The sequence below is a fragment of the Pontibacter lucknowensis genome (assembly GCF_900156415.1).
GTDB lineage: Bacteria > Bacteroidota > Bacteroidia > Cytophagales > Hymenobacteraceae > Pontibacter > Pontibacter lucknowensis.
Window position 1 is genome coordinate 300,538 of record NZ_FTNM01000005.1, and the last position, 25,983, is coordinate 326,520.

Here is a 25,983-nt window from a genome sequence, read left to right on the forward strand (position 1 = left end):
GAATTGGATTAGAATTAACATATAATACAAAACACACCTCCCTTTTAAACACCCTGTGTTATAGAATCAACTTTGTGGATAAACCCTTGGAAAACTACTGGATAAAAAGCTCTCCCATCTGAGCTTCAGATTGATTATCTTTGTAGTAATGGAAAATTTTGTAGTATCAGCGCGTAAATACCGTCCGTCCACGTTCGACAGCGTGGTGGGACAGCACCATATCACCAACACCCTCAAAAACGCTATCAGCAGCCATCATCTGGCGCAGGCTTTTTTGTTCTGTGGACCGCGTGGTGTGGGCAAGACAACCTGTGCCCGTATCCTGGCAAAGACCATTAACTGCCAGAACATCACCCCGGAGGTAGAGGCCTGCAACGAGTGTGAATCGTGCCGCAGCTTCAACAGCAACAGCTCTTTCAACATACATGAGCTTGATGCCGCCTCCAACAACTCCGTAGAGGACATCCGGAACCTGGTGGAGCAGGTGCGCTACGCTCCGCAGACCGGCAAATACAAGATCTACATCATAGATGAGGTGCACATGCTCTCGAACCAAGCCTTCAACGCCTTTCTGAAGACGCTGGAGGAGCCGCCTGCCTATGCCATTTTCATTCTGGCGACCACCGAGCGCCACAAGATTATACCAACTATTCTGTCGCGCTGCCAGATCTTCGACTTCAACAGAATCCGGATCGAGGACATGGTGCGCCACCTGGGTAATATCGCCCAAAAGGAAAGTATACAGGCAGAACCCGATGCCCTGCACCTTATCTCGCAGAAAGCAGACGGAGCACTACGCGATGCTTTGTCAATCTTCGACCAGATGGTGACCTTCTCGGGCAGCAACGTGACCTACAAGGCTACGGTCGAGAACCTGCACATCCTGGACTACGACTACTACTTCCGGCTCACCGACCACCTTCTGGAGCAAAACCTGTCAGGGTCACTGCTATTGTTTGACGAGATTCTGAAGAACGGTTTCGACTCGCACAATTTCCTGATCGGTATAGGCGAACACTTCCGCAGCCTGCTCGTGTGCAAAGACCCACAGACAGTGCAGCTACTGGAGGTGTCTGATAACATCAAAGCCAAGTATGCGGAGCAGTCGCAGAAGTCATCGGTTTCGTTTTTGCTTTCGGGACTGAACCTGGTGAGCACCTGCGATACCAATTACAAGAGCAGTAAAAACCAGCGCCTACATGTGGAGCTGTGCCTGATGAAGATGGCGCACCTGAACGCGGCCTTTAGTTTCGCGCAGGAAGGAGCCGAATTAAAAAAAGCTAAGGTAGCAGCCCCGGCACCAGCCGCTACCAAACCAGCAGGTGCCCCGGCTATACCTTCTGCAACGATGCAGCAGTCAACTGCCGGCACAGTGCCATCGGCTGCCATGCAAGGCGGTGGCGTGCCTTCCGTTGGCTTGCAGCAGCCGCACCAGCAGGGCCATGTGCCGTCGCAAGATTTGCAGCAGCCTCCTAAGCCGCAGCAGGTCACGCCAGATGCGCACCTCACACCGCCTCAGGCACAGGCAGCTCCCGAACCAGTCGTAAAGCGTCCATCTATACCAGTGCCACCACAGAAGAAGCTGGGCAAACTGCCAAGTCTGAAAGATCTGCAGAACCCACCTGCAGCAGTAGCCGAGGTGGCTGTAGCGGAGGAAGAAGATGAAACCAGCTACGGTGCTGTCATGCCGGTAGATGCAGACCGTCTTAAGACAGTGTGGCATGCCATTCTGCGCCGCAAGAAGGCAGAGAACATGATGGAGTATACCCTCCTGAACCGACAGTACCACATCGGCGAGGACAACGAGATTATCCTGCACCTGGAGAACCATGTGATGATGGACCAGTTCACGAGTCTGCGCCCGGAGATACTCCGTGAGCTGAAAGCACAGACCGGCAACCGAAGTATCAAGCTGAGAGCTGAAGTAATGGAGATACAGGAAGGAAACAAACTTTACACTTCACAGGACAAATTCAACTACCTAGCCGAGAAATATCCGGTGCTCGTCGATTTGAAGCAACGCTTCGGCCTGGACACTGACTTCTAATTCAGGAAAAATTTTATATTTGTAAAGTTCTAATTAAAACACAAGGTGAGTCATGAGGTTTTCTTCAAGGAAGCTTCGTGACTCAACCTGTTTGTTTTGCTGTACCCTATACTGTATCCTAACTAAAAACCCATGAAAAAAGGATTATCGTTGTTTCTGGTTGCGTCGGCGCTCACGCTCACGCAATGCAAGAACGAAACGTACCAAACATCGTCAGCCACTGACAGTGCGGTAGCCTCCTCTGCGCAGAAGGAGTATAAATACGAGACCGTCCCAAATGACCCGCTAAACGCCCGCGTCTATACCCTGGACAATGGCCTGAAGGTATACCTGACAGATTATGAAGATGCGCCGCGTGTGCAGACTTTCATAGCGGTGCGTGCAGGCTCTAAAAACGACCCTGCTGATGCCACAGGTTTGGCCCACTACCTGGAGCACATGGTGTTCAAGGGCACCAGCCAGCTTGGTACACAGGACTGGGAAAAGGAAAAAGCAGAACTCGACAAGATCGAAGCACTGTATGAGCAGCATCGCAACACCACCGATCCGGCACAGCGCAAGAAAATCTACCACCAGATCGACTCCATCTCTGGCGTGGCAGCTACTTATGCCGTGGCAAACGAGTACGACAAGATTCTGGGGGCGATCGGCGCCAAAGGAACGAATGCCTATACCTCTGTGGAACAGACGGTGTATACCAATGACGTTCCGAGAAACCAACTAGAGCGCTGGGTAGCCCTCGAAGCACACCGTTTCGGTGAACTCGTGCCCCGCCTGTTCCACACAGAATTGGAGGCAGTGTACGAAGAGAAAAACCGTACCCTCGACAACGACGGCTGGAAAGTAATGGAGACGCTGAACGCGGCCATGTTCCCGACGCACCAGTACGGCACGCAAACCACTATCGGTACCATCGAGCATTTGAAAAACCCGTCGATCACAGAGATCAAGAAGTATTTTGATGCTTACTATGTACCGAACAACATGGCCATCGCACTGAGCGGTGACATCGATTTTGACCAAACGATCCGCATGATCGACGAGCACTTCGGCAAACTGAAGCCTGGCACCGCCCCTACTTTTAACGTATCACAGGAGCAGCCAATCGCAAAGCCGATCGTGAAAGAAGTGACAGGCCCAAGCGCTGAGAACATCTCAATTGCCTACCGCTTCCCGGGCATGAGCTCACGCGACGCGCAGGTGCTGAGCATGATCAGTGCCATTCTCTACAACGGGCAGGCTGGTCTGATCGACCTGAACCTGAACCAGCAGCAGAAAGTGTTGCAGGCCTATGGCTATGACAATCAGATGAAAGATTACTCTGTGTTCCGTTTGGGTGGTTCGCCACGCCAGGGCCAGAGTCTGGATGAAGTAAAAGACATGCTGCTGGCGCAGGTAGAATTGGTGAAGCAGGGCAAGTTTGACGATGACCTGATCCCAGCCATCATCAACGACAACAAGATCAGCCTGATGCGTGCCTACGAGCGCAACTCAGAGCGTGCCGATGCCTTTGTAACGGCATTTATCTATGACATTCCGTGGGCAGACTATGTGAACCGTCCGGAGGAGTTTGCCAAGATCACGAAGCAGGATGTGATGGCCGTTGCCAACAAATACCTCAACAACAACTATGTGCAGGTATACAAGCGCACCGACAAAAACGCAGCTAGCCTAAAAGTAGAAAAACCAAGCATCACACCGGTACCTGTAAACCGTGAGGCGCAGTCAGCTTACTACAGCGATTTCATGGCCAAAGGCCCTTCTGAACTTTCGCCTGTGTTTGTAGACTATAAGACTGACATCAAAGAGGCGAAACTGAAAAACGATATTCCGTTACTGTACACGAAGAACAACGAAAACGGCCTGTTCCAGATGTACTACATCCTGGACATGGGCAGCGACAACGACCCGAAGTTGGGTATGGCTGTGAATTACCTCAAGTTCCTGGGCAACGACAAGTATACCGCTGAAGAGCTGAAGAAGGAGTTCTACAAGCTGGGCACATCTTTCAACGTGTCTGCTTCAGGCGACCAGGTATACGTTTCACTGTCTGGCCTTGACGAGAACTTTGAGCCGGCGCTGGCTTTGTTTGAGAGTGTGCTGCAAAACCCGAAAGCTGACCAGAAAGCACTGGATGACATGGTACAGGGAATGCTGAAGGCCCGCAACGATGCGAAGCTGAACAAAGGCGTGATCCTGAACCAGGCGTTAGTGAACTATGCGAAGTACGGACCTAAGAATCCGTTCACATCGGTGCTGTCGGAGAAGGAGCTGAAGGCTGTGAAGCCACAGGAGCTGGTGAATCTTATCAAGAGCATCCCGACCTATGAGCACCGCGTGCTGTACTATGGCCCACGTGAAACAGATAAACTGGTAGCAACACTTAATGCCGGCCACATCGTGCCAGCCAAACTCAAGCCGGTTCCTGCCGAGAAGGTATACGCCGAACTGGACATCAAGCAGCCGATGGTATACTGGGTAGATTATAACATGGTGCAGGCCGAACTGATGTTCCTGACAAAAGCAGATGCCTTTAACAAAGCCATGGTACCAACGATCCGTCTGTACAACCAGTACTTCGGAGCAGGTATGAGCTCGATCGTATTCCAGGAGCTGCGCGAGTCAAAGGCGCTCGCCTACTCTGCTTATTCCAGCTACAGTACAGCCGCCAAGAAAGACCGTTCGAACTACATCATGTCCTACATCGGCACACAGTCAGACAAGCTGCCGGAGGCGATGGCAGGTATGCAGGAACTCCTGACCAACATGCCGCTAGCCGAGGAGAATTTCAACCTGGCGAAAGCTTCGTTGCGTAATAGTATCTCTTCAGAGCGCATCACTAAGTCGTCCATCCTATTTGACTATGAGCGAGCCAAGCGCCTCGGCCTGGATTATGACATCCGCAAAGACGTATATGAAAGTGCCAACAGCCTGACCTTCGACCAACTGCAGGCATTCCAGAAGAAATTTGTGAGCGGCCAGCCACAGGCAATTCTGGTAATCGGCTCAAAAGATAGATTGAACTTCAAAGAGCTGGAGAAATACGGCAAAGTGAAGCAACTATCACTAGAGGAAGTATTTGGGTACTAAGCCTTCGTGCTATACCTTGTAAACAAAAGCGGCAGCCTGGTTGGGCTGCCGCTTTTGTTTAATTTAATCCGCATGCAGTTAAGCTTATTTCCTTGTAGCCAGCACTTCTGCTACACTGGTCCATTTAATCTCAGGGTAGCGGTCGTTATCGAGCGGCTCGAGTTTAGGAAGCCCTGTGAACATGTCACGCATATACTGCATGCCCTCCCAGGCCGGAAAGACCTCATTATTAGCAGGAGTAAGCGCTTTGGTAACTTTTATGATAGCACTCAGCAAACCCACTCCGCCAACTCGTAGCAAACTGAACTCTTCTCCAGTAGCCTTGGTGGCTGCCTCTCTCAAACCATGGGCATTCCCTGAAGAAAGGACATTGGTTAAAGACTCATTTCTTATTTGCTACTGCTATTACTACTTAAGTTCAGCCAATCATCTTTGGTAAGCGACCTGAAGAAGCTATTGTCAGCCGTTACCAGATCAGTGGCGAGCTTCGATTTGTTCTGTTGCAGGATCTGGATCTTCTCCTCCACGGTGTTGGGACAAATAAGGCGCACGGCGATCACCTTCTTCGCCTGCCCGATTCTGTAGCTGCGGTCGATGGCCTGATTCTCTACGGCTGGGTTCCACCATGGGTCTACCAGAAACACGTAATCGGCTGCTGTTAAATTCAGTCCCGTTCCGCCAGCTTTCAGACTCACCAGGAACACACGAATCTCCTCGTCTGCCTGGAACTGATCTACGACCTCGCCCCTATTGCGGGTGCTGCCGGTGAGGTAAGAGTACTTGATATTTTCCTTTATTAACTCCTCCTTGATCAAATCCAGCATCCCTACAAACTGAGAGAATACCAGCACCTTGTGGTGCCGCGCTACATTCTGAATCTGCTGCATGAGCACCTGAATTTTAGCAGACGTATCCGAGAAAAGCTTCGCATCGCCAATTAATAAAGGCGAGTTGCAGATCTGGCGCAGTTTGGTGATGCCACGCAACACATGCATTGGGTGCTTTGCCAGCTCCTCTTCTCCACTGGCGTTGATGTAGTCTCTGAATTCCTGCTCGGCAGTGTCGTATACCTTGCGCTGCTCCTCTCCCATTTCGCAATACAGAATCATCTCTGTTTTGTCGGGGAGCTCTCTGGCTACCTCGGCCTTTGTTCTTCTCAGCACAAAGGGGCCAATCTTTTCCTGTAAGGCTTGCGCACTTCGCCTATCCTTAAACTTATCGATGGGCATGGAATAGGTATTCCTGAAGTAGGTTCTGGTGCCTAGCAAACCCAGATTGACAAAGGAAAGTTGTGCGTAAATATCAAAGGTGTTGTTCTCGAAAGGCGTACCTGTGAGCACTACTCTGTTATAGGACTGCAGCAGGCAGGCCGCTTTGTAGCGCTGCGAGTTCGGGTTTTTAATGTTCTGCGACTCATCCAGGAAGGTATAGCCAAACAGATACTTCTTTAGAAAGACAATATCAGAGAGCAGGGTGTTATAGGTCGTGATGACAACATCATACTCCTGAAAAGCAGCCGTATCTTTTGCTCTGTTCGGGCCATGATGTACGTGCACTTGTAGAGATGGGCCAAACCGCTGCAGCTCTGCCTGCCAGTTTGATATAAGCGATGTCGGTACGACCAGCAGGTGTGTTTGTCGCTCCCTTTTTTCGCGCAATAACAGTATAAAGGCGATAATCTGGACTGTTTTACCCAGGCCCATATCGTCGGCGAGGCAGCCGCCAAACTGCAGGTCATCTAAAAAGTTGAGCCAGCTGAGCCCTTGCCACTGGTATGGTCTCAAAGTGGTTTGCAATCCTGCAGGTATAGGAGCCGGGGCCAGCTTCTCCACGTTGTTCAGCTGATCCTGGTACCACCACAGCTCTTTGTGCACCTGCTCGTCCAGCATGTAGTCCTCGAACAACTCCGTGAGCGCCGCAAAGTTCGTTTTAGGGATCTGCAGTTCCTCCTCACTTACCACCGCGCCCGTTTCGAAATAGAGCTGCAGTCGCTGGAGCCATTCTTCAGGTATAATGCCCATCGTGCCGTCGTCGAGCAGCACATACCTGCTTTTGTTCACGACGGACTTCTTCAGCTGCTTGAGGGATGCTTTTTTGCGACCGAATTTTACCTGAACCGTTACATTGAACCAGTTTAGACCACTGTCCACGTTGATGGAAACAGCGGCTTTGTGCTGGTTGAGTTTATTCCCCTGCAGGTCATTAAAGCCAAGGATGGTAACCCCATGCGCCGCCAGGTTGTCGAAGGCATCGAGAAACCACGCCTCGTCCAGGAACCTGTCTTTGTGCAGGTAAAAGTAATCGAGCATATTATCCAGCTGCTCCCAGAAGTGCGGGTGCTGTTGAATCAGCAATTTGGTGAAGGCCGCTTCCATCTCGGTGTTACGCGCTACAAAAAAAGGCCTGCCCATATTATCCTGATCATAGATCAGCTTATTCGACAGCAGCGGGATCTCGATTTCGCCGTAACGCATGAAAGGCTGCAGCAACACATAGTTCTCCGACTCGATCAGGTATAGCAGCTTTTCCAGCGGCTGGTTAAAACCTTTGCTGCGTAGCTGGACTTTAGTGGCAGGCTTCAGATAGGTATGCTCCACGGGCACATGTGACTCCATTTTGGCCAGAACCTGCTGCTGGAACTTCAAAAAAGCATCGTGTGGCAGTTGAAGCTCGCCATCGTGCTTTTTGAAATAGGCAATCACAGCTGGCAAGTGTGGGTTGGTGCACAGATACCAGGCATTATCGGCTACCAGGAAATGATCGTAGTGGACGCTGATGCGACTGAGAGGATAATACGTACCGTTGATGAACAAATCGCTGGTGACGCTGAACACGTCGCTGTTCAGCCCAATGCGCACTTTGAAATCCATCTGTGGCTGCGTGACCTGAACAGGCGCAATAGAGCGAGGCGTTATTTTCTCGGAGACATTGCTATCATGCAGGTAAAAGGCATAGCGGAGCGGGTTACGCACCAGCGCCTTCAGACTGGCTGTATCTGTAGCTGACTTTTCGTAAAAACTCTGAAAGCGGGCAATGGCGCTATAGAACTTCAACTCGTCTGGCTTATCAGTTCGCCATACCTGTTCCAACGGATTAAGGACCGTAAAAGGGGCTTTGAGTTCACCAGTGCTGCTAAGGCTGCAAGAGACAAGCTGGGCACTGAACAGGTTATAATAGCGGTGCCTGCCTATTACAATGATCGTTCTGGAATCAGAAGAAGCTCCGGTTATCTGTGGCTGGGAAGCAAGGTATGCAGCAAACAGCGACTCCGGGTCGTCTGTGCTATCGAAAGGTTCGAACGGTGGGTATTGCTCTTCCATTGTTGCTTCTCAGGTCGCCGTTGTGCTCCAAACTATGGCTAGCGTCTAGCTTCAAAGTTAATAGTTTAAAACAAGAAAAGGCTGCCCGATCGCTCAGGCAGCCTTTCTTTTAAACTTTAAACCTTAGACTAGAAGTTACCTAAAGCCTTATTCAAGGTCTCACTCGGACGCATGGCTTTGCTGGTTTTCTCTTCGTTCGGGTGGTAGTACCCGCCGATGTCAACCGGCTTGCCTTGGGCAGCGATCTGCTCATCTACAATCTTCTGCTCGTTATCGGTCAGTTCCTGCGCCAGTTTCGTGAAGCGGTCTTTCAGCTCCTGGTTTTTGGTCTGCTCAGCCAATGCCTGCGCCCAGTACATGGCCAGGTAGAAGTGGCTACCACGGTTGTCGATACCGCCTACTTTGCGTGATGGCGACTTGTCGTTCTCCAGGAATTTGGCGTTCGCCTGATTTAGAGCTTCTGCCAGTACTTCCGCCTTCTCGTTCTTAGTCTTGTAAGCCAGGTCTTCCAGCGATACTGCCAAGGCCAGGAACTCACCCAGCGAATCCCAACGCAGGTAGTTCTCCTCTACGAACTGCTCCACGTGCTTCGGTGCAGAACCACCGGCACCAGTTTCGAACAATCCACCGCCATCGAGCAACGGAACGATAGAAAGCATTTTGGCGCTTGTGCCTAATTCAAGAATCGGGAACAGGTCGGTCAGATAGTCACGCAGTACGTTGCCCGTAACTGAGATCGTGTCTTTGCCCGCTTTGGCACGCTCGCAGGTATAGCGCATGGCCTCTACCGGCGACATGATCTTGATCTCAAGACCGTTGGTATCGTGGTCCTGCAGGTATTTCTCTACTTTCTTAATTAGGTTGGCATCGTGGGCGCGCTGTGGGTCCAGCCAGAAGATAGCTGGTGTATTTGTAATGCGCGCTCTTGTTACCGCCAGCTTCACCCAGTCCTGAATAGGAAGGTCTTTCGTCTGGCAGGCTCTGAAGATATCGCCCTCCTCTACCTTCTGCTCCATTAAAGTGTTGCCATCGGCATCCACCATGCGAACAGTACCAGCGGCAGTCATTTCAAAGGTTTTGTCGTGCGAGCCGTACTCTTCGGCTTTCTGCGCCATCAGGCCGATGTTTGGCACCGTGCCCATAGTAGTCGGATCGAAAGCACCGTTCTCTTTGTTGAATTGGATCACTTCCTGGTAGATCTGCGCATAAGAGCGGTCTGGAATGATCGCTTTGGTGTCGTGCAGTTTGCCATCAGGTCCCCACATCTGTCCAGACGAACGGATAGCCGCTGGCATAGAGGCATCGATAATCACGTCGCTTGGTACGTGCAGGTTGGTAATGCCTTTGTCCGAGTTCACCATCGCCAGTTCAGGGCGCTTCGCCATCTCCGCTTTCAAGTCGGCTTCGATTTCGGCTCGCTTGTCTTCAGAAAGGTTCTGAATCTTCGCATACACATCGCCCAGACCATTGTTGGCATCCACGCCGATTTCTTTAAACGTAGTGCCGTGCTTTTCGAAAGTCTCTTTGAAGAAAACGGTTACCGCATGACCGAACATAATCGGGTCAGACACCTTCATCATGGTTGCCTTCAGGTGCAGTGACAACAGAATGCCTTGCTCCTTGGCCTCAGCAATTTCCTTTTCCAGGAAAGAACGCAGGGCGTTGCGGCTCATCACAGAAGAGTCCATCACTTCGCCTGCTTTCAGGGCTACTTTGTCTTTCAGCACTTTGGTTTCGCCGTTGGCCCCAACAAACTCGATGCGTACATCGGTAGCCTTATCAACTACTACTGAATGCTCGCTGCCATAGAAGTCGCCTCCTGTCATGTGGGCTACGTGCGTTTTAGAGTCAGATGACCACTTGCCCATCGAGTGCGGGTGCTTCTTGGCGTATTGCTTCACAGCATCGGCCACGCGGCGATCAGAGTTACCTTCGCGCAAAACCGGGTTCACGGCGCTACCGAGGATCTTCGCGTAGCGTGCTTTCACGTCTTTCTCGGTGTCGTTTTTCGGATCAGCCGGATAGTCAGGTATGTTATAGCCTTGAGACTGCAATTCTTTGATAGCCGCTGTCAGCTGCGGAATAGAGGCGCTGATGTTTGGAAGTTTAATAATATTGGCTTCAGGAGTTTTAGCCAGTTCGCCAAGGTAGGCCAGGTCGTCCGACTGCTTCTGCTCTTCAGAAAGGTTTTCCGGGAAAGTAGCGATGATACGGCCCGCCAGGGAAATATCTCTTGTTTCTACTTCGATGTCGGCGGCTTTGGTGAAAGCCTGCACAATCGGCAGGAAAGAGCGCGTAGCCAGGGCAGGCGCTTCATCTGTGATAGTATAGATGATTCTGGATGTTTTTGTCGTCATTTAGGTCAGTGTTTAATTAGTTAATTTCGGAGCTCATAGCCTGCCGCCATTTCCTGGCTGGCGAGCCAACAATTCCCCTGCGCTAGTTTAAGAAGCAAATATAAGAGTCTTTTTCGATAAGGCTAAACCTTCGCCCGGTGTTTCATTTGCATCATTCTCCAAGCTCTTCTTTTTTGCAAAATTGGACAATTATAAGGTCCCACCCCTCACTCAAATGCAACCGAATTTTATACTTCTCGTTTTTAGCCAATGTGCTTACCTTATCAGAAATTTGTACCCTTAGATATGTTTTCGAAATTTAAGATTAACTATAGCTATTTATTATTTCTTTCATTTATCCTATTTTCTACCGCCTGCACAGATAATCAGACAGAAGAAGAAATAGAACCCCAACTGGAAGAGTCCCCGCTTCGAATCCTGCCTTTGGGCAATTCCATTACGCAGGGAGGTGAAACGCATCCCAGTTACCGGTACGAACTCTGGAAAATGCTGGTGGATGCCGGACTGGACTTTGAGTTTGTAGGCTCTATGGATACGAACTGGCACTTTGATGCAACCAACCCGGAACGGAGTGCCGATGCAGCCTCGCCTGTAATCGGGCAGGAATATAAAGGTGCTAAATTTTCTAACAAGCATGAAGGTCATTGGGGCTGGACGACCAGTGACATGCTGAATGGTTACGAAAAACCCACCCAGTACAAGCGTGACAAAGGAAAGTTAAGTGATTGGCTTAAAGGCTACACGCCTGATGTGGTACTCATGCACCTGGGTACAAATGACATGATTCATAGCAAGACGACAAAGGGCACTCTGGAGCGGATAGAACAGATCATCGGTTTGTTGCGTGCAGATAACGAAAACGTCGCTATCATGCTGGCCAAGATCACACCTATACCTTCCACTTACGCCAATGTTGATTCTACACAGCATTTTGTATCCCTTATACCTGAACTGGCTTCACGGCTTTCAACTCAGAAATCTCCAATTATAGTCGTGGACATCAATACCGGTTACAATCCTGACACCTATACCTATGATTCGCTGCACCCTAACACTGCCGGCGAGAAATTTATCGCTAAGCGTTGGTATGATGCCATCAAAGCGAATGAAGAGACATTGTACAGTTTAGCAGCACAACGCCATCGCAGAGAGTCAGGAGAGTAGCACCTGAAGTCCACTCATAGGCGCAACTCAATAGGGTTGCGCACGTTTTATGAGCTACTTAGTACCAATCACTTAGCTTACAGCTCTATGCTCCCCTTTCTCAACCACTACCGAAAACACGCTTATACCCTTCTCCTGCTCCTGCTCATTGGTTTAGATGCCTATCCTCAAGCCCAGCCAGTCAAAATCATGCCTTTGGGCAATTCGATTACGCAGGGGGACATGGATTTTGTTAGCTATAGGTACCCACTGTGGAAAAAGCTGATTGACTCAGGCGTAAACTTTGAGTTTGTGGGTTCTCAAACAGAGAATTATGGTGGTACCCCTGATTTTGAAGATTACGAGGGACAATCATTTAGTAACAGACATGAAGGACATTGGGGCTGGACCACCGACCAGATCCTGATCAACATAGCACAGTGGGCAGACACCTACAAACCGGACATTGTTTTGATGCACCTCGGCACAAACGACATGTTCTCTGATCAGGATATAGATGGTACTGTAGAAGAAATAGAAGCCGTAATCAATGCAATTCATGAGAAATCTCCAAGAGTTACTGTCTTCCTAGCTAAATTAATTCCAGCAGACGGCCAGGTAGTTGGACCGACTAAAGCTCAAAACATCCAGCTATTAAATCAGCAAATCGAAGCAATAGCAAATGGGCAATCCTCTGATGGTCCTCCCATTATATTAGTAGATCAAAACACCGATTTTGATGCAAGAGAAGGGAAAGACACCTATGACGGTATTCATCCGAACGATAGTGGCATGGAAAAAATGGCCCAGGTTTGGTTTGAGGCCATTATGAACGAGATTATCATTCCGCTTCCGGTCGAGCTGCACAGTTTCAAAGGCAAGCCGACCCAAAGCGGCTTACAGCTGGATTGGGAAACTGCTTCGGAGCAGGACAACGCTTATTTCGAAGTACAGCGCAGCCAAACTGCTACAGAGTTTGCTGTCATTGGTCGTGTAGAAGGTTCAGGCACTACCTCCTTACCTCAGAGCTATACCTTCCAGGACACAGAAGCTGGCAATGGTGTAAACTACTACCGCCTCCGCCAGGTAGATTTTGATGGCACAGATAATTTCTCGCCGGTGCTGGCTGTGAGCCTGATGCAGGCCACTACGGAAGAGATGCGCGTATACCCAACCCGCACCAAAAGCGATAGCCCGGTCACGGTCCAAATGCTGGCATTGCAGCCTATGGAGAAGTTCAGTATTTCGATCTATACCCTGGAAGGAAAACTTGTAAAGGAGTTTGAAGCAGAAGCTGACAATCGGGGGAATTTCATACAACTGCTCAACACCGCAGAACTGAGTGACGGTGTGATGTATATGGTTCGGGCTACACTACCGGGCAGGGCCTTTATTCGCCACCTGCTCGTCGATCGTTAAACTCAGCCTATACCTACTGACTATTACCTTGTTGCCTGAGCAGGCGTATCACCTCTTCGTCGCTTACCTGCCCGAACTCTTCATAAAACTGCCCCACCGCCTGAAAGAAAGGGGGTACCAGCAGACATACCACCTCGTCCACAATAGCCTCGAACTGTGCAATTGCAGCTTGTGGAGCTACGGGCACAGCTACAATAATCTTGCGGGGCTGCTTATGCCGGGCCATATTCACGGTAGACAACAGCGTTTTGCCGGTTGCAATACCATCATCCACAATGATTACGATGCGGTCGCGAAGGTCAACGGGCTGCCGATCGCCCATAAATAACTTATACTTTTGACGCAGGCTTGTTTTTATACGCTCAACCTCAGCCTGTATGTATTCCTCTGGCACATCAGACCTGTTATCCACCTCCACATCCACCAGACTCACCGCTCCTATCGCAAACTCCGGATTAGCCGGGTGGCCTATCTTCTTGGACACGATCACATCCAGTGGCATATCCAGTCGCTTGGCGATAGGTGCTGCCACAGGCACTCCTCCCCTAGGTATAGCCAACACCACTCCTTTCTGCCCCTTATAATGCTCCAGCCGATCGGCCAGCATCTCCGCAGCTACCTGCCTGTTGGGTATCGTTTCCATGGTTTCTTATTTTATTGAGTGATTGAGTGTATGAGTGGTTTAATGAGTTTCCAGCAGGGGATTCTGATTGGTGAATCATGTTGAACTGGGTATTACTTTCTAACAACCGAATCATCAATCCATTATTTAAAAACAATCACTCATTCACCAACTATCTCTCTCTCAACGGGTGCTGTTTGCCGGGCTCCAGATATTTCCGGAACCAGTCAGTTGCCAGTTGGGCTGCCATTTCCAGTGCTCCCGGCTCTTCGAACAAGTGGGTGGCGTCGGGCACTATCTCCAGGTCTTTGAGGCAAAGCATCTGGTCCTGCGCCCGCTTGTTTAGCTCTAATACCTCTTCATCCAGTCCTCCCACGATCAGCAGCGTCGGGGTTTGCACATCGGCCAGCACTTCATTAGCCAAGTCGGGGCGTCCACCGCGACTTACAACAGCGCCAATTATGTCTGCTCCCAAAGCAGCAGCAGCGCTTATGGCAGAGGCTGCTCCGGTGCTGGCTCCAAATAGTCCGATGCGCAGGTTTTGGACATGCTCCTGATGTTGCACCCAATTCACTGCGTCGATCAGGCGCGTCGTGAGCAGTTGAATGTCGAATCGGTTCTCCTGCCGCTGGTCCTCCTCTTCGGTGAGCAGATCGAACAGCAGCGTTGCAAATCGGGAGCGCTGCAGATGGTCTGCCACAAAGCGGTTGCGTGAACTGAGTCGGCTACTGCCGCTACCATGCGAGAAAATCACCAGTCCCTTTGCATTTTCCGGCACAGCCAGGTCGCCGATGAGCCGCACATTCCCAGCCTCAATCTGTACACTATCGTTGAATATGAAATTTGCCATTTAGTTTGTTTTCGTTTGTAAAGCTTCAGTATGATTTACGTCTTGAAATAGCAATAGTTAAAATACGGTGTTTGCCAAAGCCCTCAGGTATAAGCCGTACGGCTCAAAACAGCGTATAGTACGCTATACCTAGAATCGAGACCTATGCGTAGTACTATCTTTACTTTTATGGCTTGCCTGCTACTGGTACCAGGTACAACATCCTGTGGGTCCGGCGACTCAGAGCAGAATATGGCAGAGCAGCGGGCAAATGAGCATCAGCGGCTGGAAGAGGTTCAGGAAGAGCATCTCCGTAGAGGAATCGTACCAAATCAGGATACCATGGCTTTTGCGCAGGCCTTTTCCGTCTTCCTGACATCCTTGCAGGCATCTGACGCCAACATCCTCAATCAGTTCATCCACCCAGATCATGGGCTTTGGGTCATCGAGCAGCCTGGAGCCATGCCTAAAATGACGCACGTTACGGACATCAATGATTTCAAGCGGGAGTTTCAGAACAGGTCTTTTTTTACTGTTGGCGATGAGGTAAAAACCTGTGATCTGCAGGAAGAGGCATGGCCCTCGTTTGACTGTGCCGACATGGACTACGACCAAGGCCAATCGGGGTACAGCAAAGAGGGCTGTTTCGTTTCAGGACCCTCTAAATTTCAGCAAAGCGGTTACTGGGACTACGCCAGCCTCTCAGATACCGAAATCAGGCAGATCAAGGCCACCCTGCCTCTTGTGCAAAGATCAGTGTTGCACACGGCCACTTCCTTTGAGTTTCACTTTGGCCCTGTACACGGACAATGGCGCTTGCTTTTCGCCAAACTGATCCACCCCTGCAGTGCGTGATTTATTGAGTGAGTTGGTGAGGGAGTGATTGAGTGAGTTCTAATTTAGTAGTTGAACGATTGAATGAGAAGAGCCTAAACCAATCTTCACTCAAACTTATCCCAAGGGAGAAGCAATAAGAGAAACACAAAAAATTGAACTGCTAAAACACCCAAACGTAATCTCAATCAAAAAATATTCACTCATTCACTCATTCACTCATTCACTAAATCCCCCATGCCCTACTACCGTCGCTTCGACCAACCTGCTCCCGACCCTGCCCTGCTTGCCCGCCTAACCGAGCAGCAACGGGAAATGCAGAAGCAAATCATCATCCAGAAGCCCGATTTTGACCTGAAGCTGATCGCCGGTTGTGACTCTTCTTTTGTGGGGGAGGATCATATACTTTCGGTTTTTGTGCTGCTATCGTACCCGGAGCTGGAAGTGCTCGAGAAGGTATGGCACTATGGTGAGGTGGAGCTGCCCTACGTTCCCGGCTTTCTGTCTTTCCGGGAAGCGCCTAATCTACTCAAGGCCTATGAGAAACTGCAACAGAAGCCCGACCTGATCATGGTAGACGGACACGGCATCTCCCACCCCCGCCGCTTAGGTATAGCCACGCACTTAGGACTGCAACTTAATAAGCCAACGATGGGTGTAGCCAAAAAAGTGCTGGTTGGCAAGTATAAGGAGCCCGATACGTTAAAAGGCTCTGTTTCGCCGCTGGAGCACAAAGGCGAACTGGTCGGAAACGTGCTGCGCACCAAGGATAATGTGAAGCCTGTGTTTATCTCGCCGGGCCACCTGATGGACCTGCCATCTGCTACCGAGATTGCGCTGGCTTGTGCAACGAAGTATAAATTGCCAGAACCAACGAGGTTGGCAGACCACTACGCGGCGGTGTTCAAAAAGCTTGTCTAAATCAGGATTTTCAGGATTAGAAAGGATGAATAGGATTGATAATGTCTATATATATGTAGACATTTAAACAATGACACCACAAACTATGCAGCAGACTGATGATATCACGTTCAAAATATAGGATGCGCAATGAAGGTTCATAATACTATTGGGAGTGGATTTCAGGAAGTGATTTATCAACGCTGCCTTGCTATAGAATTTGAAAAAGCAGGACTCGGCTTTGAAAGAGAGAAGGAACACACAATTTATTATGATGGAGCAGAGGTTGGTAGCAGAAGAGCTGATTTTATTGTAGAGGACACCGTAGTTGTAGAGCTAAAAACCATCGTTAATCTTGAGGACATCCACCTAGCTCAGGCAAAGAACTATACCGTGGCCTATAACTATCCTATCGGCCTGCTGATAAACTTCGGAGCACTTAGCCTTCAATACAAAAAGGTTTTCAACAACAGACCTATTAAATGAAATTCTAATCAGATACATACTTATTACTCCTATATTTACCTACCCAATTTGCCTATACTTCCATAACTAAGGTCATTAATTCATTTGGCGAGCAAGACAATACAAACAGACATTATCAATTCTGTCCATCCTTTCTAATTCTGAAAATCCTGATTCAGACAATTTGGCGGTTTCTTGTATAGATCCCAACCCAAAACCTGCCATTATTTCAGTAAAATCATCTTTAAATCCCATTGGTGTATCCTTTGCTGTGATGCTCGTAGAACTAAAACTAAGGGGAAACAAGTAGGGATATGAACTTTAATAACTATACCATCAAAGCCCAGGAGGCCATTCAAAAGGCCACTGAGATAGCAGGCGGATTTCAGCAGCAGGCTATCGAGACCGGGCATATTTTAAAAGCGATTCTGGAGACGGACGAGAACGTTACCAGCTTTCTGCTTAAAAAACTGAACATTAACGGCAACATCCTGCACACCAAGCTGGATGAGACGGTTGCTGCTTACCCGAAAGTGAGCGGCGGCAGTCCATACCTGGCGAACGATGCAGCAGCTGCCTTGCAAAAGGCCACATCATACCTGAAAGAGTTTGGCGACGAGTATGTGGCCATCGAACATATGTTGCTGGGTCTGCTGGCAGGCCGCGACAAGGTGTCCGGCATCATGAAGGATGTGGGCTTCAATGAAAAAGACCTCAAAAAAGCCATTAAGGAACTGCGTGGCGGTGCCAAAGTAACCGACCAGAATGCAGAGGCGAAGTATAACTCGCTCAAGCGCTACGCCCGCGACCTGAACGAGATGGCCCGCAATGGTAAGATCGACCCGGTGATTGGCCGCGACGAAGAGATCCGCCGCGTGCTGCAGATCCTGAGCCGCCGCACCAAGAACAATCCGGTTTTGCTGGGTGAGCCTGGTGTGGGTAAAACCGCTATTGTAGAGGGCCTGGCACAAAGAATTGTAGCCGGCGACGTACCCGAAAACCTGAAAAACAAGACGCTCATGAGCCTCGACATGGGTCTGCTGGTGGCAGGAGCCAAGTATAAGGGCGAGTTTGAAGAACGTCTAAAGGCAGTGATCAAAGAAGTGGTGGATGCCGAAGGAGACATCGTGCTCTTCATCGACGAGATCCATACCCTGATCGGTGCCGGTGCAGGCGGCGAGAGCGCCATGGACGCGGCCAACCTGCTCAAGCCAGCTTTGGCGCGTGGCGAGCTGCATGCCATCGGTGCGACGACACTCAAAGAGTACCAGAAGTACATCGAGAAAGACAAGGCCTTGGAGCGTCGTTTCCAGGCGGTGATGGTGGATGAGCCAAGCGTACAGGACGCCATCTCGATCCTGCGCGGCATCAAAGACAAATATGAAGTACACCACGGGGTGCGCATCAAAGACGATGCAATCATCTCTGCTGTGGAGCTATCGAGCCGCTACATCTCCGACCGCTTCCTGCCCGACAAGGCCATTGACCTGATGGATGAGGCGGCTGCAAAACTGCGCATCGAGATCGACTCACTGCCAGTGGAGCTGGACGAGATTCAGCGCCGCATCATGCAGCTGGAGATCGAGCGTGAGGCGATCCGCCGTGAGAACGACAAGGACAAAGAGGCGGTGCTTTCCAAAGAGATCGCTGACCTGAGTGGCAAGCGAGATGACCTGAAAGCCAAGTGGCAGAACGAAAAGCAAATCATCGAGGGCATTCAGAAGGAGAAGGAGAACATCGAGAACTATAAGCTGGAGGCTGAACAGGCTGAACGCAGCGGCGATTACGGCCGTGTAGCAGAGCTTCGTTATGGCAAGATTCAGGAAGCAGAAGCGAAACTGAAGGAACTGCAGGAGCAGGTGCGCCAGATGCAGGGTGAAAACCCGATGCTTCAGGAGGAGGTTACCTCTGAAGACATTGCTGAGGTGGTTGCCAAATGGACCGGTATACCTGTGAGCAAGATGCTGCAGAGCGATCGTGAGAAACTACTTAACCTGGAGCGCGAACTGGGCCGAAGAGTGGCAGGTCAGGAAGAAGCCATCGAAGCCATTTCTGATGCCGTGCGCCGAAGCCGTGCCGGTATGCAGGATCCGAAACGTCCGATCGGTTCGTTCATCTTCCTGGGCACGACCGGTGTGGGTAAGACCGAGCTGGCCAAGGCGCTTGCCGATTATCTGTTCAACGACGAGAACGCCATGGTGCGTATCGACATGAGTGAATACCAGGAGCGCCATGCCGTGAGCCGTATGATTGGTGCGCCTCCGGGATACGTAGGTTACGACGAAGGAGGTCAGCTGACTGAGGCCGTGCGCCGCAAGCCATACTCCGTGGTGTTGCTCGACGAGATCGAAAAGGCGCACCCGGATGTGTTCAACATCCTGCTGCAGGTGCTCGACGACGGACGTCTGACTGACAGCAAAGGCCGTGTGGTGAACTTCAAGAACACGATTATCATCATGACCTCGAACATCGGCTCGCACATCATCCAGAGCAACTTTGAGCAGATGGATGAGTTCAACCACGATGAGGTGATCGAGCGCACTAAGGACGAAGTATTCGAGTTGCTCAAAAAGTCGGTAAGACCGGAGTTCCTGAACCGTATTGACGAACTGGTAATGTTCCGTCCGCTGAGCCGCGAAGATATCCGCAAGATAGTTTCGATCCAGTTCGGCCACATCCAGGATCGTCTGGAGGAGGCAGGTATAAAACTGATCGCAACCGACGAAGTGCTGGATTACCTGGGCGAGCAGGGTTACGATCCGCAGTTCGGTGCCCGTCCGCTGAAGCGTGTGCTGCAGCGCCAGGTGCTCAACGAGCTGTCGAAGGAGATATTGGCCGGCACTATAAATAAAGATTCTGTAGTAGAAGCAGTACTAGAAGGCGGTCAGATTCGTTTCAATAACGTGGACATTCAGCTGCCCACCGAATAATGAATTGATTGTGTATTAAGAGTAAAGTTTAGTTGAACAAAAGGCTTTCCCGTATGGGGAGGCCTTTTTGTTTTTATAACCACCTGTAGCGGGCAGCCGTACCCAAAGCACGAACATTCACCACATTTTAATAAGCCCCATACCTATGGACGAATTCATGCAACTGGCGATAGACGAAGCGAAGAAAGGCCGCAGCGAAGGCGGTATACCGATCGGCTCGGTGCTGGTGAAAGACGGCAAAGTAGTCGCGACTGGGCATAACAAGCGGGTGCAGGAGAACAACCCCATTCTGCACGGCGAGATGGACTGCCTCAACAACGCCGGCCGCATCGGCTCCTACCGCAACACCGTCATTTACTCCACTCTGATGCCGTGTTACATGTGCGCCGGCACGATCGTGCAGTTCAAGATACCCAAGGTGATTGTGGGTGAGTCCAAGACCTTTAGCGGCGCCCGTGAGTTTATGGAGTCGCATGGCGTGGAAGTGGTGGACCTGAACCTGCCGGAATGCATTGAGATGATGGAGGACTTTATAAAAGAGAAGCCGGAGCTCTGGAACGAGGATATTATGGAGTTGGAGTAGGGTTGTCCCCCTCCAGTACATATTTCATCGCCTGCTCCTTATCAGCCAGGTCATAGTAGCGGATGCCGTGTTTTTTTACGGTGCTGGCCAGCTTGGCCGACAGCTCCTGCCACTTCTTCTCCCCCACCATGGCTACACGGCCGTAGTCTAGTCCGTGGATGACATCGAACAGGCCATTCTCGATCGTCGCCACTGGGTTTATCCAGTCTACATCCACCATTTCATAGTAGATGTGCGTTTCCTCGTTCTTGAGCATCAGGTCACGCACCATGTTGCGGTACTGGTCGAAATCAGGTATGGTGAGCTTGTCGCGCACGCGCACGGCCAGTATGTTATCGTGGGTTTCAGGTAGTATTTCGAGCATCGTTCTTCTTTTTGGTTTTACATGTTCATACGCACATCCCTCCGAAACTTTACAGGCAGGTATGGCCGGCACAAACTAAGTTGCAGGAAAACAGCGCCGCATTTGAGCATTTTGCTTCCGAATGCCTATTTTGCAGGTTCAAGCTTCCTGATCAAAAAGATGACTCTCATACGCTATACCCTTGCTCTTCTCCTGACACTCGCTCTTTTTACAGCCCAGGCAAAAGTAGACACCCTGGTCATCCAAAGCCCTTCAATGCAGAAGACGCTGAAGGCTGGCGTGGTGACGCCTGACAGCTACAAGAAGAAAAAGAACGGTCCTTACCCGGTGCTATACCTGTTGCATGGCTACAGCGGCAACTTCAGCAACTGGCTCAAAGTGCCACCCCAGAAGGACCTCCTCCAGACCATGGCCGATAAGTATCAACTGATTATCGTGACACCTGACGGTGGCTTCGGCAGTTGGTATTTCGATAGCCCAGTCGATAGAGCGAGCCAGTATGAAACGTTTATCACACAGGAGCTCCGACAGGAAATTGAGAACAGGTATAGAACTTTATCGGAGCGCAGCGGTCGTTTTATCTCTGGCCTGAGCATGGGCGGACACGGGGCGCTATACCTATCAGCACGGCATCCGGAGCTATACCTGGCAGCGGGCAGCATGAGTGGCTCCCTCAATGTATCAGGTATAGACCGCAAAAATTTACTCCCCAGCATTGAGGCCGTACTAGGTCCGAAAGCGGAAAACGAGCAGGTGTACAAAGCCAACTCTATTGTACACATGGTGCCGCAGCTGAAGCAAAGTGGGGTGCACCTGATCATTGACTGTGGCGTGGATGATTTCCTGATAGAGGACAACCGCGAACTGCACCGCCGCCTGGTATACGAAAAGGTGTCGCACGACTACATAGAGCGCCCCGGCGCCCACAGCTGGGCCTACTGGGGCAATGCGTTGGAGTATCACCTGCTGTTCTTTCAGAAGGCTGCCTTAACGGAGCAGCAAAAGACTCCCTGAGTAGCAGAAGGCTAGGCAGTAAATCGATACCGCAGCTGCCGTATGACGCGCTTGATGCGCACTCGTGAGATGTCATAGAACATAGCGATGGCTAGTATAGCGGCCGGTACCAGAAAGGTATAGTACTGGAGCATCGGGTAGAGGTAGCCGCCCGCCACAGCCCCGGCCAGGAAAAAGAAAATGATGACTAGCCGGAGCGTGATGCGTTGCCCAATACCGGACTTCTGTGCCGCTCCGGGGAGGGTGGCGGTCGCCATATCGATGCCCAAGTCTGTGAAGATGCCTGTGAGGTGCGTGGTCCTGACAACGGAGCCGGAAATCATAGACACCATGCTGTTCTGAAGCCCCATCGCAAACAGCAGACTACCGGCAAAGACCTCCTTCATCACGGTGCTGCCATCGTAGTTTTCACCGTACACGGCGTTCAGCAGCAAGATGATGATTTCCGCCAGAATGGGTATGGTATAGGCGAAGACTTGGTCCCGGCCCACCCGGCTGATGAAGAAGCTCGTCGCAAAAGACCCCAGCAGGTATAGGAACATCCAGAGCCCGATGATGCGGGCCAGCCGGAAATCGCCCTGCGACAGGCTCTCGGCAAAATAGGCGGCATGTCCTGTCACGTTGGTGGTGAGCACGGAAAAAGCCAGCAGTCCGGCTATGTTCACAAAGCCAGCCGTGAGGCAAAGCAGTGCCGCCAGCTTTATGTTGTGTCTGAAATTGCGCCGTTGCCCGATGTGCCGAAACATGTGGGGAATTTACAGAATTTCCCCGCAATTATCTTGGCCGCTGGTTACTGAGATTTCTGTCAAGGCACCGTCTGCAAGGTATAGGAGCCACCGAAGGCCATGGGTACAGGTATACGCTGTCAGGCTATCTTGTCCATGGTCGGGGCTGCATGCCAGTGCCTTTTAAACCAAAATATATTTATCTGGCTTTACCTGTCTGCGCCCTGTTGCAAACTTCCCGGCTAAACATTAATTTGCACCTTAGCCGTTATTCTACCCTTATATACTTCTATCGTGTCATCGGTTTTCTCTACCTACATTGAACTGGGCTTTCATCATATCTTTGATTTTAAAGCCTACGACCACATGCTCTTTTTACTGGCCCTTTGTGCCATCTATACCTTGAGCGACTGGCGCCAGGTGGTAGCGCTTGTCACCAGCTTCACCATCGGGCATTCCATCACACTAGCGCTTTCAACCTTCAACATCATCAAGTTCGATACTGCACTCATTGAGTTTTTGATACCGGTGACGATCCTATTCACTTGCTTCATCAACTTCTTTAAGCTGAACGGTGCCGCCTCGAAGCAGCACCCGATCTGGTCCTTCCACAACCTGCTGGCGATCACGTTCGGCCTGATTCATGGGATGGGCTTTTCGAACTTTCTGAAGTCGATGCTCGGTCGCAACGGCGATACTTGGCAGCAGCTCCTGGCCTTCAACATTGGTATTGAGTTGGGGCAGCTTCTGATTGTGAGCATCCTACTGGTAATTGGTTTCCTGATGATGAATCTGTTCCGAGCCAAAAAACGTGACTGGATTTTGGTGCTTTCCAGTGCAGCAGCCGGCATTTCACTGATCCTGATGATCGAAACAAATATTTTCTAGTCCGACATTCATAAATACAGGACAACCCAAGTCTATACCTTCAAACTAATCTCAACTCACCTTATACCTTACATGAAAAACCTAATCAGAGGATTGGCACTTTTTGGTTTGCTGGCCGGGCCTTTTATTGCCATGGCACAGGACACCAAATTCGGCCAACTTGGGCAGGAGCTGCCTACTCCTAACACCTACCGTACTGCCTCCGGAGCTCCCGGTCACCAGTACTGGCAGCAGCGTGCCGACTATACCATCAAGGTGGAACTCAATGACGAAAACCAGTCCGTAACCGGATCCGAGACCATCACCTATACCAATAACTCACCAGACGTGCTCACCTACCTGTGGGTGCAGCTAGATCAAAACATCTTTGAGCCGAAGTCGATGAGCAACATGACCCAGACCGGCACCCTGCAGGACAGGATGTCGACTGCGGCCGTGGAGCACCTGACACGCGAAGCCTTTGATGGAGGCTACAAGATACGAGCCGTGAAAGACCGCAATGGCAAGGATTTGAAGTACACTATCAACAACACGATGATGCGTATCGACCTGCCGGCGCCGCTGAAGCCGAAGCAGTCCTATACCTTCAGCATCGACTGGTTTAACTTCATTAACGACCAGAAGGCACTCGGCGGCCGTGGCGGTTACGAGTATTTCCCGGGCGACGGCAACTACCTGTACGAAATGGCACAGTGGTTCCCGCGCATGGCCGTGTACGACGACGTGAACGGCTGGCAGCACAAGCAGTTCCTGGGAGCCGGTGAGTTCGCGCTGCCTTTCGGTGACTATAAAGTGAGCATTACTGTACCTGCCGACCATATTGTGGCCTCTACTGGAGAGCTACAGAATGCCAGCCAAGTGCTGACCTCGGCGCAGCAGAAGCGCTTCGCCGATGCCGCCAAAGCCGACAAGCCAACCCTGATCGTGACGCAGGAAGAAGCTACGCAGGCTGAGAAGAACAAAGCGAAAGGCAAAAAAACCTGGGTATACAGTGCCAAAAACGTGCGTGACTTCGCATGGGCCAGTTCCCGTAAGTTCATTTGGGATGCCATGAACGTGAAAGTAGGCAACCAGAACATCCTGGCGATGTCTTACTACCCGAAAGAAGCCAATCCGCTTTGGGGCCAGTACTCTACCGAATCGGTAGCACACACGCTCAAGGTATACTCCAAACACACGATTGACTACCCGTACCCGGTGGCGATCTCGGTGCACGGCCCGGTAGGCGGCATGGAATACCCGATGCTTTCGTTCAATGGCTACCGTCCGGAGGCAGATGGCACTTACTCAGCCAACACCAAGTATGGCCTGATCACGGTGATCATCCACGAAGTGGGCCACAACTTCTTCCCGATGATCATCAATTCTGACGAGCGCCAGTGGACCTGGATGGACGAAGGTCTGAATACCTTTATGCAGTACATCGCTGAGCAGGAATGGGAGAAAGGCTATCCGTCACGCCGTGGTGAGCCGGCTAATATCGTAGACTATATGAAGAGTGCCAAAAATACACAGGTGCCGATCATGACCAACTCCGAGTCGGTACTGCAGTTTGGCAACAACGCCTATGGCAAACCGGCTACTGCCCTGAACATTCTGCGCGAAACAGTAATGGGCCGCGAGCTATTTGACCACGCGTTTAAAGAGTACGCTAACCGCTGGGCCTTCAAGCACCCGATGCCGGCTGACTTTTTCCGCACCATGGAAGACGCCTCCGGCGTGGACCTCGATTGGTTCTGGAGAGGCTGGTTCTACACCACCGACCATACAGACATCGCCATCGAAGGTGTAAAATGGTTTACCATCGACTCACAGAACCCCGATTTCGTGAACGCACAGAAGCGTGAGCAGCAGAACAAGGCACCGCAGACGCTTTCGCAGCAGCGCAACCTGCAGGACATCAAGCGGACCCGTTTGGATGAGCGCCCTGAACTGGCTGACTTCTACAACAAGTACGATCCACTGGCTACTACTGCCACCGACAAAGAGCGTTACCAGAAATTCTATGCTTCGCTGTCAGATAACGAGAAAAAAGTGCTGGACTCTGGTCTGAACTTCTATGAAGTAGGTTTCAGGAACCTCGGCGGATTGGTGATGCCGCTTATCGTGCGCATGGAGTACGAAGACGGTACCGACGAAGTGGTGAACATACCTGCCGAGATCTGGCGCTATAACAACGAAGAAGTGACCAAGGTATTTGTAACCGAAAAGCCAGTGGTTAGCTTCACGCTGGATCCGTTCCTGCAAACAGCCGACACCGACCTGTCCAACAACAGCTACCCACGCCGCATGGCTCCTTCACGCTTCGACCTGTTCAAGCAGAATCGTCAGCAGCAGCCGAACCCGATGCAGCAACAGCGTCAGGAATCAAGTCGTGGTGCCGGTAATGGCAACAGCGGATCGAATCGCTGATTTTTGTCTATACTGCTTTAACCCACCCCTGCCCTTCCGAG

Annotated in this window: 20 protein-coding genes; 12 read left to right on the forward strand and 8 right to left on the reverse strand. The window is 50.8% G+C overall.

Annotation, left to right across the window (positions count from 1 at the left end):
- Positions 1–148 precede the first annotated feature (148 nt).
- Positions 149–2,047 (forward strand): DNA polymerase III subunit gamma/tau, encoded by a 1,899-nt coding sequence (locus tag BW972_RS16230; protein ID WP_076422973.1) that lies wholly within the window; start codon positions 149–151, stop codon positions 2,045–2,047.
- A gap of 132 nt (positions 2,048–2,179) precedes the next feature.
- Positions 2,180–5,137: a M16 family metallopeptidase gene (locus BW972_RS16235; RefSeq protein WP_076422878.1), complete on the forward strand. Its 2,958-nt coding sequence runs from the start codon at positions 2,180–2,182 to the stop codon at positions 5,135–5,137.
- An 84-nt stretch (positions 5,138–5,221) separates the two neighbouring features.
- On the opposite strand, the gene BW972_RS16240 is transcribed toward BW972_RS16235, so the two are convergent.
- From BW972_RS16240 to BW972_RS16250, 3 genes are all read right to left on the reverse strand, one after another.
- Positions 5,222–5,479 carry a hypothetical protein gene (locus tag BW972_RS16240; RefSeq protein ID WP_234986415.1) on the reverse strand — a complete coding sequence of 86 codons (258 nt, stop codon included), beginning with the start codon at positions 5,477–5,479 and terminating at the stop codon, positions 5,222–5,224.
- A 47-nt stretch (positions 5,480–5,526) separates the two neighbouring features.
- Complete coding sequence (locus BW972_RS16245) at positions 5,527–8,457, reverse strand: DEAD/DEAH box helicase (protein WP_076422879.1); 2,931 nt, start codon at positions 8,455–8,457, stop codon at positions 5,527–5,529.
- A gap of 128 nt (positions 8,458–8,585) precedes the next feature.
- Positions 8,586–10,814 (reverse strand): NADP-dependent isocitrate dehydrogenase, encoded by a 2,229-nt coding sequence (locus BW972_RS16250; RefSeq protein ID WP_076422880.1) that lies wholly within the window; start codon positions 10,812–10,814, stop codon positions 8,586–8,588.
- A gap of 285 nt (positions 10,815–11,099) precedes the next feature.
- On the opposite strand from BW972_RS16250, the gene BW972_RS16255 reads away from it, so the two are divergent.
- Positions 11,100–11,978 (forward strand): SGNH/GDSL hydrolase family protein, encoded by an 879-nt coding sequence (locus BW972_RS16255; RefSeq protein WP_007653567.1) that lies wholly within the window; start codon positions 11,100–11,102, stop codon positions 11,976–11,978.
- 87 nt (positions 11,979–12,065) lie between these two features.
- A complete protein-coding gene (locus BW972_RS16260; RefSeq protein WP_076422882.1) occupies positions 12,066–13,376 on the forward strand; it encodes an SGNH/GDSL hydrolase family protein in 1,311 nt (436 codons plus the stop codon).
- Between the two features lie 13 nt (positions 13,377–13,389).
- Here the strand turns inward: BW972_RS16260 and BW972_RS16265 are convergent, their stop codons facing one another.
- Entirely contained in the window at positions 13,390–14,019 is a 630-nt protein-coding gene (locus BW972_RS16265) for a phosphoribosyltransferase (protein ID WP_076422884.1), read from the reverse strand.
- Positions 14,020–14,170: 151 nt separating this feature from the next.
- Complete coding sequence (locus tag BW972_RS16270; protein WP_007653561.1) at positions 14,171–14,848, reverse strand: dienelactone hydrolase family protein; 678 nt, start codon at positions 14,846–14,848, stop codon at positions 14,171–14,173.
- A gap of 144 nt (positions 14,849–14,992) precedes the next feature.
- On the opposite strand from BW972_RS16270, the gene BW972_RS16275 reads away from it, so the two are divergent.
- The 3 genes from BW972_RS16275 to BW972_RS16285 all read left to right on the forward strand — a co-directional run bounded on the left by BW972_RS16275 (position 14,993) and on the right by BW972_RS16285 (position 17,047).
- Complete coding sequence (locus BW972_RS16275; protein ID WP_076422885.1) at positions 14,993–15,682, forward strand: hypothetical protein; 690 nt, start codon at positions 14,993–14,995, stop codon at positions 15,680–15,682.
- Between the two features lie 216 nt (positions 15,683–15,898).
- Positions 15,899–16,582, forward strand: coding sequence for a deoxyribonuclease V (gene nfi, locus BW972_RS16280; RefSeq protein WP_083674227.1), 684 nt, complete (start codon positions 15,899–15,901; stop codon positions 16,580–16,582).
- A 129-nt stretch (positions 16,583–16,711) separates the two neighbouring features.
- The gene (locus tag BW972_RS16285; RefSeq protein ID WP_076422886.1) at positions 16,712–17,047 is read left to right on the forward strand and encodes a GxxExxY protein; all 336 of its coding nucleotides are present in this window, start codon (positions 16,712–16,714) and stop codon (positions 17,045–17,047) included.
- A 75-nt stretch (positions 17,048–17,122) separates the two neighbouring features.
- Here the strand turns inward: BW972_RS16285 and BW972_RS19920 are convergent, their stop codons facing one another.
- A complete protein-coding gene (locus BW972_RS19920) occupies positions 17,123–17,281 on the reverse strand; it encodes a hypothetical protein (protein ID WP_155800502.1) in 159 nt (52 codons plus the stop codon).
- 59 nt (positions 17,282–17,340) lie between these two features.
- Here BW972_RS19920 and clpB point away from each other — a divergent pair, with 59 nt between their 5' ends.
- Both clpB and BW972_RS16295 read left to right on the forward strand, forming a co-directional pair.
- Entirely contained in the window at positions 17,341–19,956 is a 2,616-nt protein-coding gene (gene clpB / locus BW972_RS16290; RefSeq protein ID WP_007653553.1) for an ATP-dependent chaperone ClpB, read from the forward strand.
- 145 nt (positions 19,957–20,101) lie between these two features.
- Positions 20,102–20,539 carry a nucleoside deaminase gene (locus BW972_RS16295; RefSeq protein WP_076422887.1) on the forward strand — a complete coding sequence of 146 codons (438 nt, stop codon included), beginning with the start codon at positions 20,102–20,104 and terminating at the stop codon, positions 20,537–20,539.
- On the opposite strand, the gene BW972_RS16300 is transcribed toward BW972_RS16295, so the two are convergent.
- Positions 20,523–20,903: a SpoIIAA family protein gene (locus tag BW972_RS16300; protein WP_007653550.1), complete on the reverse strand. Its 381-nt coding sequence runs from the start codon at positions 20,901–20,903 to the stop codon at positions 20,523–20,525. The genes BW972_RS16295 and BW972_RS16300 overlap by 17 nt on opposite strands.
- Positions 20,904–21,005: 102 nt before the next feature.
- Between BW972_RS16300 and BW972_RS16305 the strand changes: the two genes are divergently transcribed.
- Positions 21,006–21,917 carry an alpha/beta hydrolase gene (locus tag BW972_RS16305; RefSeq protein WP_007653549.1) on the forward strand — a complete coding sequence of 304 codons (912 nt, stop codon included), beginning with the start codon at positions 21,006–21,008 and terminating at the stop codon, positions 21,915–21,917.
- Positions 21,918–21,928: 11 nt separating this feature from the next.
- Here BW972_RS16305 and BW972_RS16310 read toward each other — a convergent pair whose 3' ends face one another.
- Positions 21,929–22,663 (reverse strand): YoaK family protein, encoded by a 735-nt coding sequence (locus tag BW972_RS16310; RefSeq protein WP_076422889.1) that lies wholly within the window; start codon positions 22,661–22,663, stop codon positions 21,929–21,931.
- Between the two features lie 273 nt (positions 22,664–22,936).
- Here BW972_RS16310 and BW972_RS16315 point away from each other — a divergent pair, with 273 nt between their 5' ends.
- Together BW972_RS16315 and BW972_RS16320 are read left to right on the forward strand one after the other, a co-directional pair.
- Positions 22,937–23,530, forward strand: coding sequence for a HupE/UreJ family protein (locus BW972_RS16315; protein WP_007653545.1), 594 nt, complete (start codon positions 22,937–22,939; stop codon positions 23,528–23,530).
- Between the two features lie 72 nt (positions 23,531–23,602).
- Entirely contained in the window at positions 23,603–25,942 is a 2,340-nt protein-coding gene (locus BW972_RS16320; RefSeq protein WP_076422890.1) for a M1 family metallopeptidase, read from the forward strand.
- Positions 25,943–25,983 lie beyond the last annotated feature (41 nt).

What these genes read in the sequence shown, in the direction of transcription:
- BW972_RS16275 (WP_076422885.1), top strand. Translation starts at nt 14,993, where the DNA reads ATGCGTAGTACTATCTTTACTTTTATGGCTTGCCTGCTACTGGTACCA.
- BW972_RS16255 (WP_007653567.1), top strand. Translation starts at nt 11,100, where the DNA reads ATGTTTTCGAAATTTAAGATTAACTATAGCTATTTATTATTTCTTTCA.
- BW972_RS16285 (WP_076422886.1), top strand. Translation starts at nt 16,712, where the DNA reads ATGAAGGTTCATAATACTATTGGGAGTGGATTTCAGGAAGTGATTTAT.
- BW972_RS16310 (WP_076422889.1), bottom strand. Translation starts at nt 22,663, where the DNA reads ATGTTTCGGCACATCGGGCAACGGCGCAATTTCAGACACAACATAAAG.
- BW972_RS16295 (WP_076422887.1), top strand. Translation starts at nt 20,102, where the DNA reads ATGGACGAATTCATGCAACTGGCGATAGACGAAGCGAAGAAAGGCCGC.
- BW972_RS16235 (WP_076422878.1), top strand. Translation starts at nt 2,180, where the DNA reads ATGAAAAAAGGATTATCGTTGTTTCTGGTTGCGTCGGCGCTCACGCTC.
- clpB (WP_007653553.1), top strand. Translation starts at nt 17,341, where the DNA reads ATGAACTTTAATAACTATACCATCAAAGCCCAGGAGGCCATTCAAAAG.
- BW972_RS19920 (WP_155800502.1), bottom strand. Translation starts at nt 17,281, where the DNA reads ATGGGATTTAAAGATGATTTTACTGAAATAATGGCAGGTTTTGGGTTG.
- BW972_RS16270 (WP_007653561.1), bottom strand. Translation starts at nt 14,848, where the DNA reads ATGGCAAATTTCATATTCAACGATAGTGTACAGATTGAGGCTGGGAAT.
- BW972_RS16320 (WP_076422890.1), top strand. Translation starts at nt 23,603, where the DNA reads ATGAAAAACCTAATCAGAGGATTGGCACTTTTTGGTTTGCTGGCCGGG.
- BW972_RS16245 (WP_076422879.1), bottom strand. Translation starts at nt 8,457, where the DNA reads ATGGAAGAGCAATACCCACCGTTCGAACCTTTCGATAGCACAGACGAC.
- BW972_RS16265 (WP_076422884.1), bottom strand. Translation starts at nt 14,019, where the DNA reads ATGGAAACGATACCCAACAGGCAGGTAGCTGCGGAGATGCTGGCCGAT.
- BW972_RS16230 (WP_076422973.1), top strand. Translation starts at nt 149, where the DNA reads ATGGAAAATTTTGTAGTATCAGCGCGTAAATACCGTCCGTCCACGTTC.
- nfi (WP_083674227.1), top strand. Translation starts at nt 15,899, where the DNA reads ATGCCCTACTACCGTCGCTTCGACCAACCTGCTCCCGACCCTGCCCTG.
- BW972_RS16300 (WP_007653550.1), bottom strand. Translation starts at nt 20,903, where the DNA reads ATGCTCGAAATACTACCTGAAACCCACGATAACATACTGGCCGTGCGC.
- BW972_RS16250 (WP_076422880.1), bottom strand. Translation starts at nt 10,814, where the DNA reads ATGACGACAAAAACATCCAGAATCATCTATACTATCACAGATGAAGCG.
- BW972_RS16260 (WP_076422882.1), top strand. Translation starts at nt 12,066, where the DNA reads ATGCTCCCCTTTCTCAACCACTACCGAAAACACGCTTATACCCTTCTC.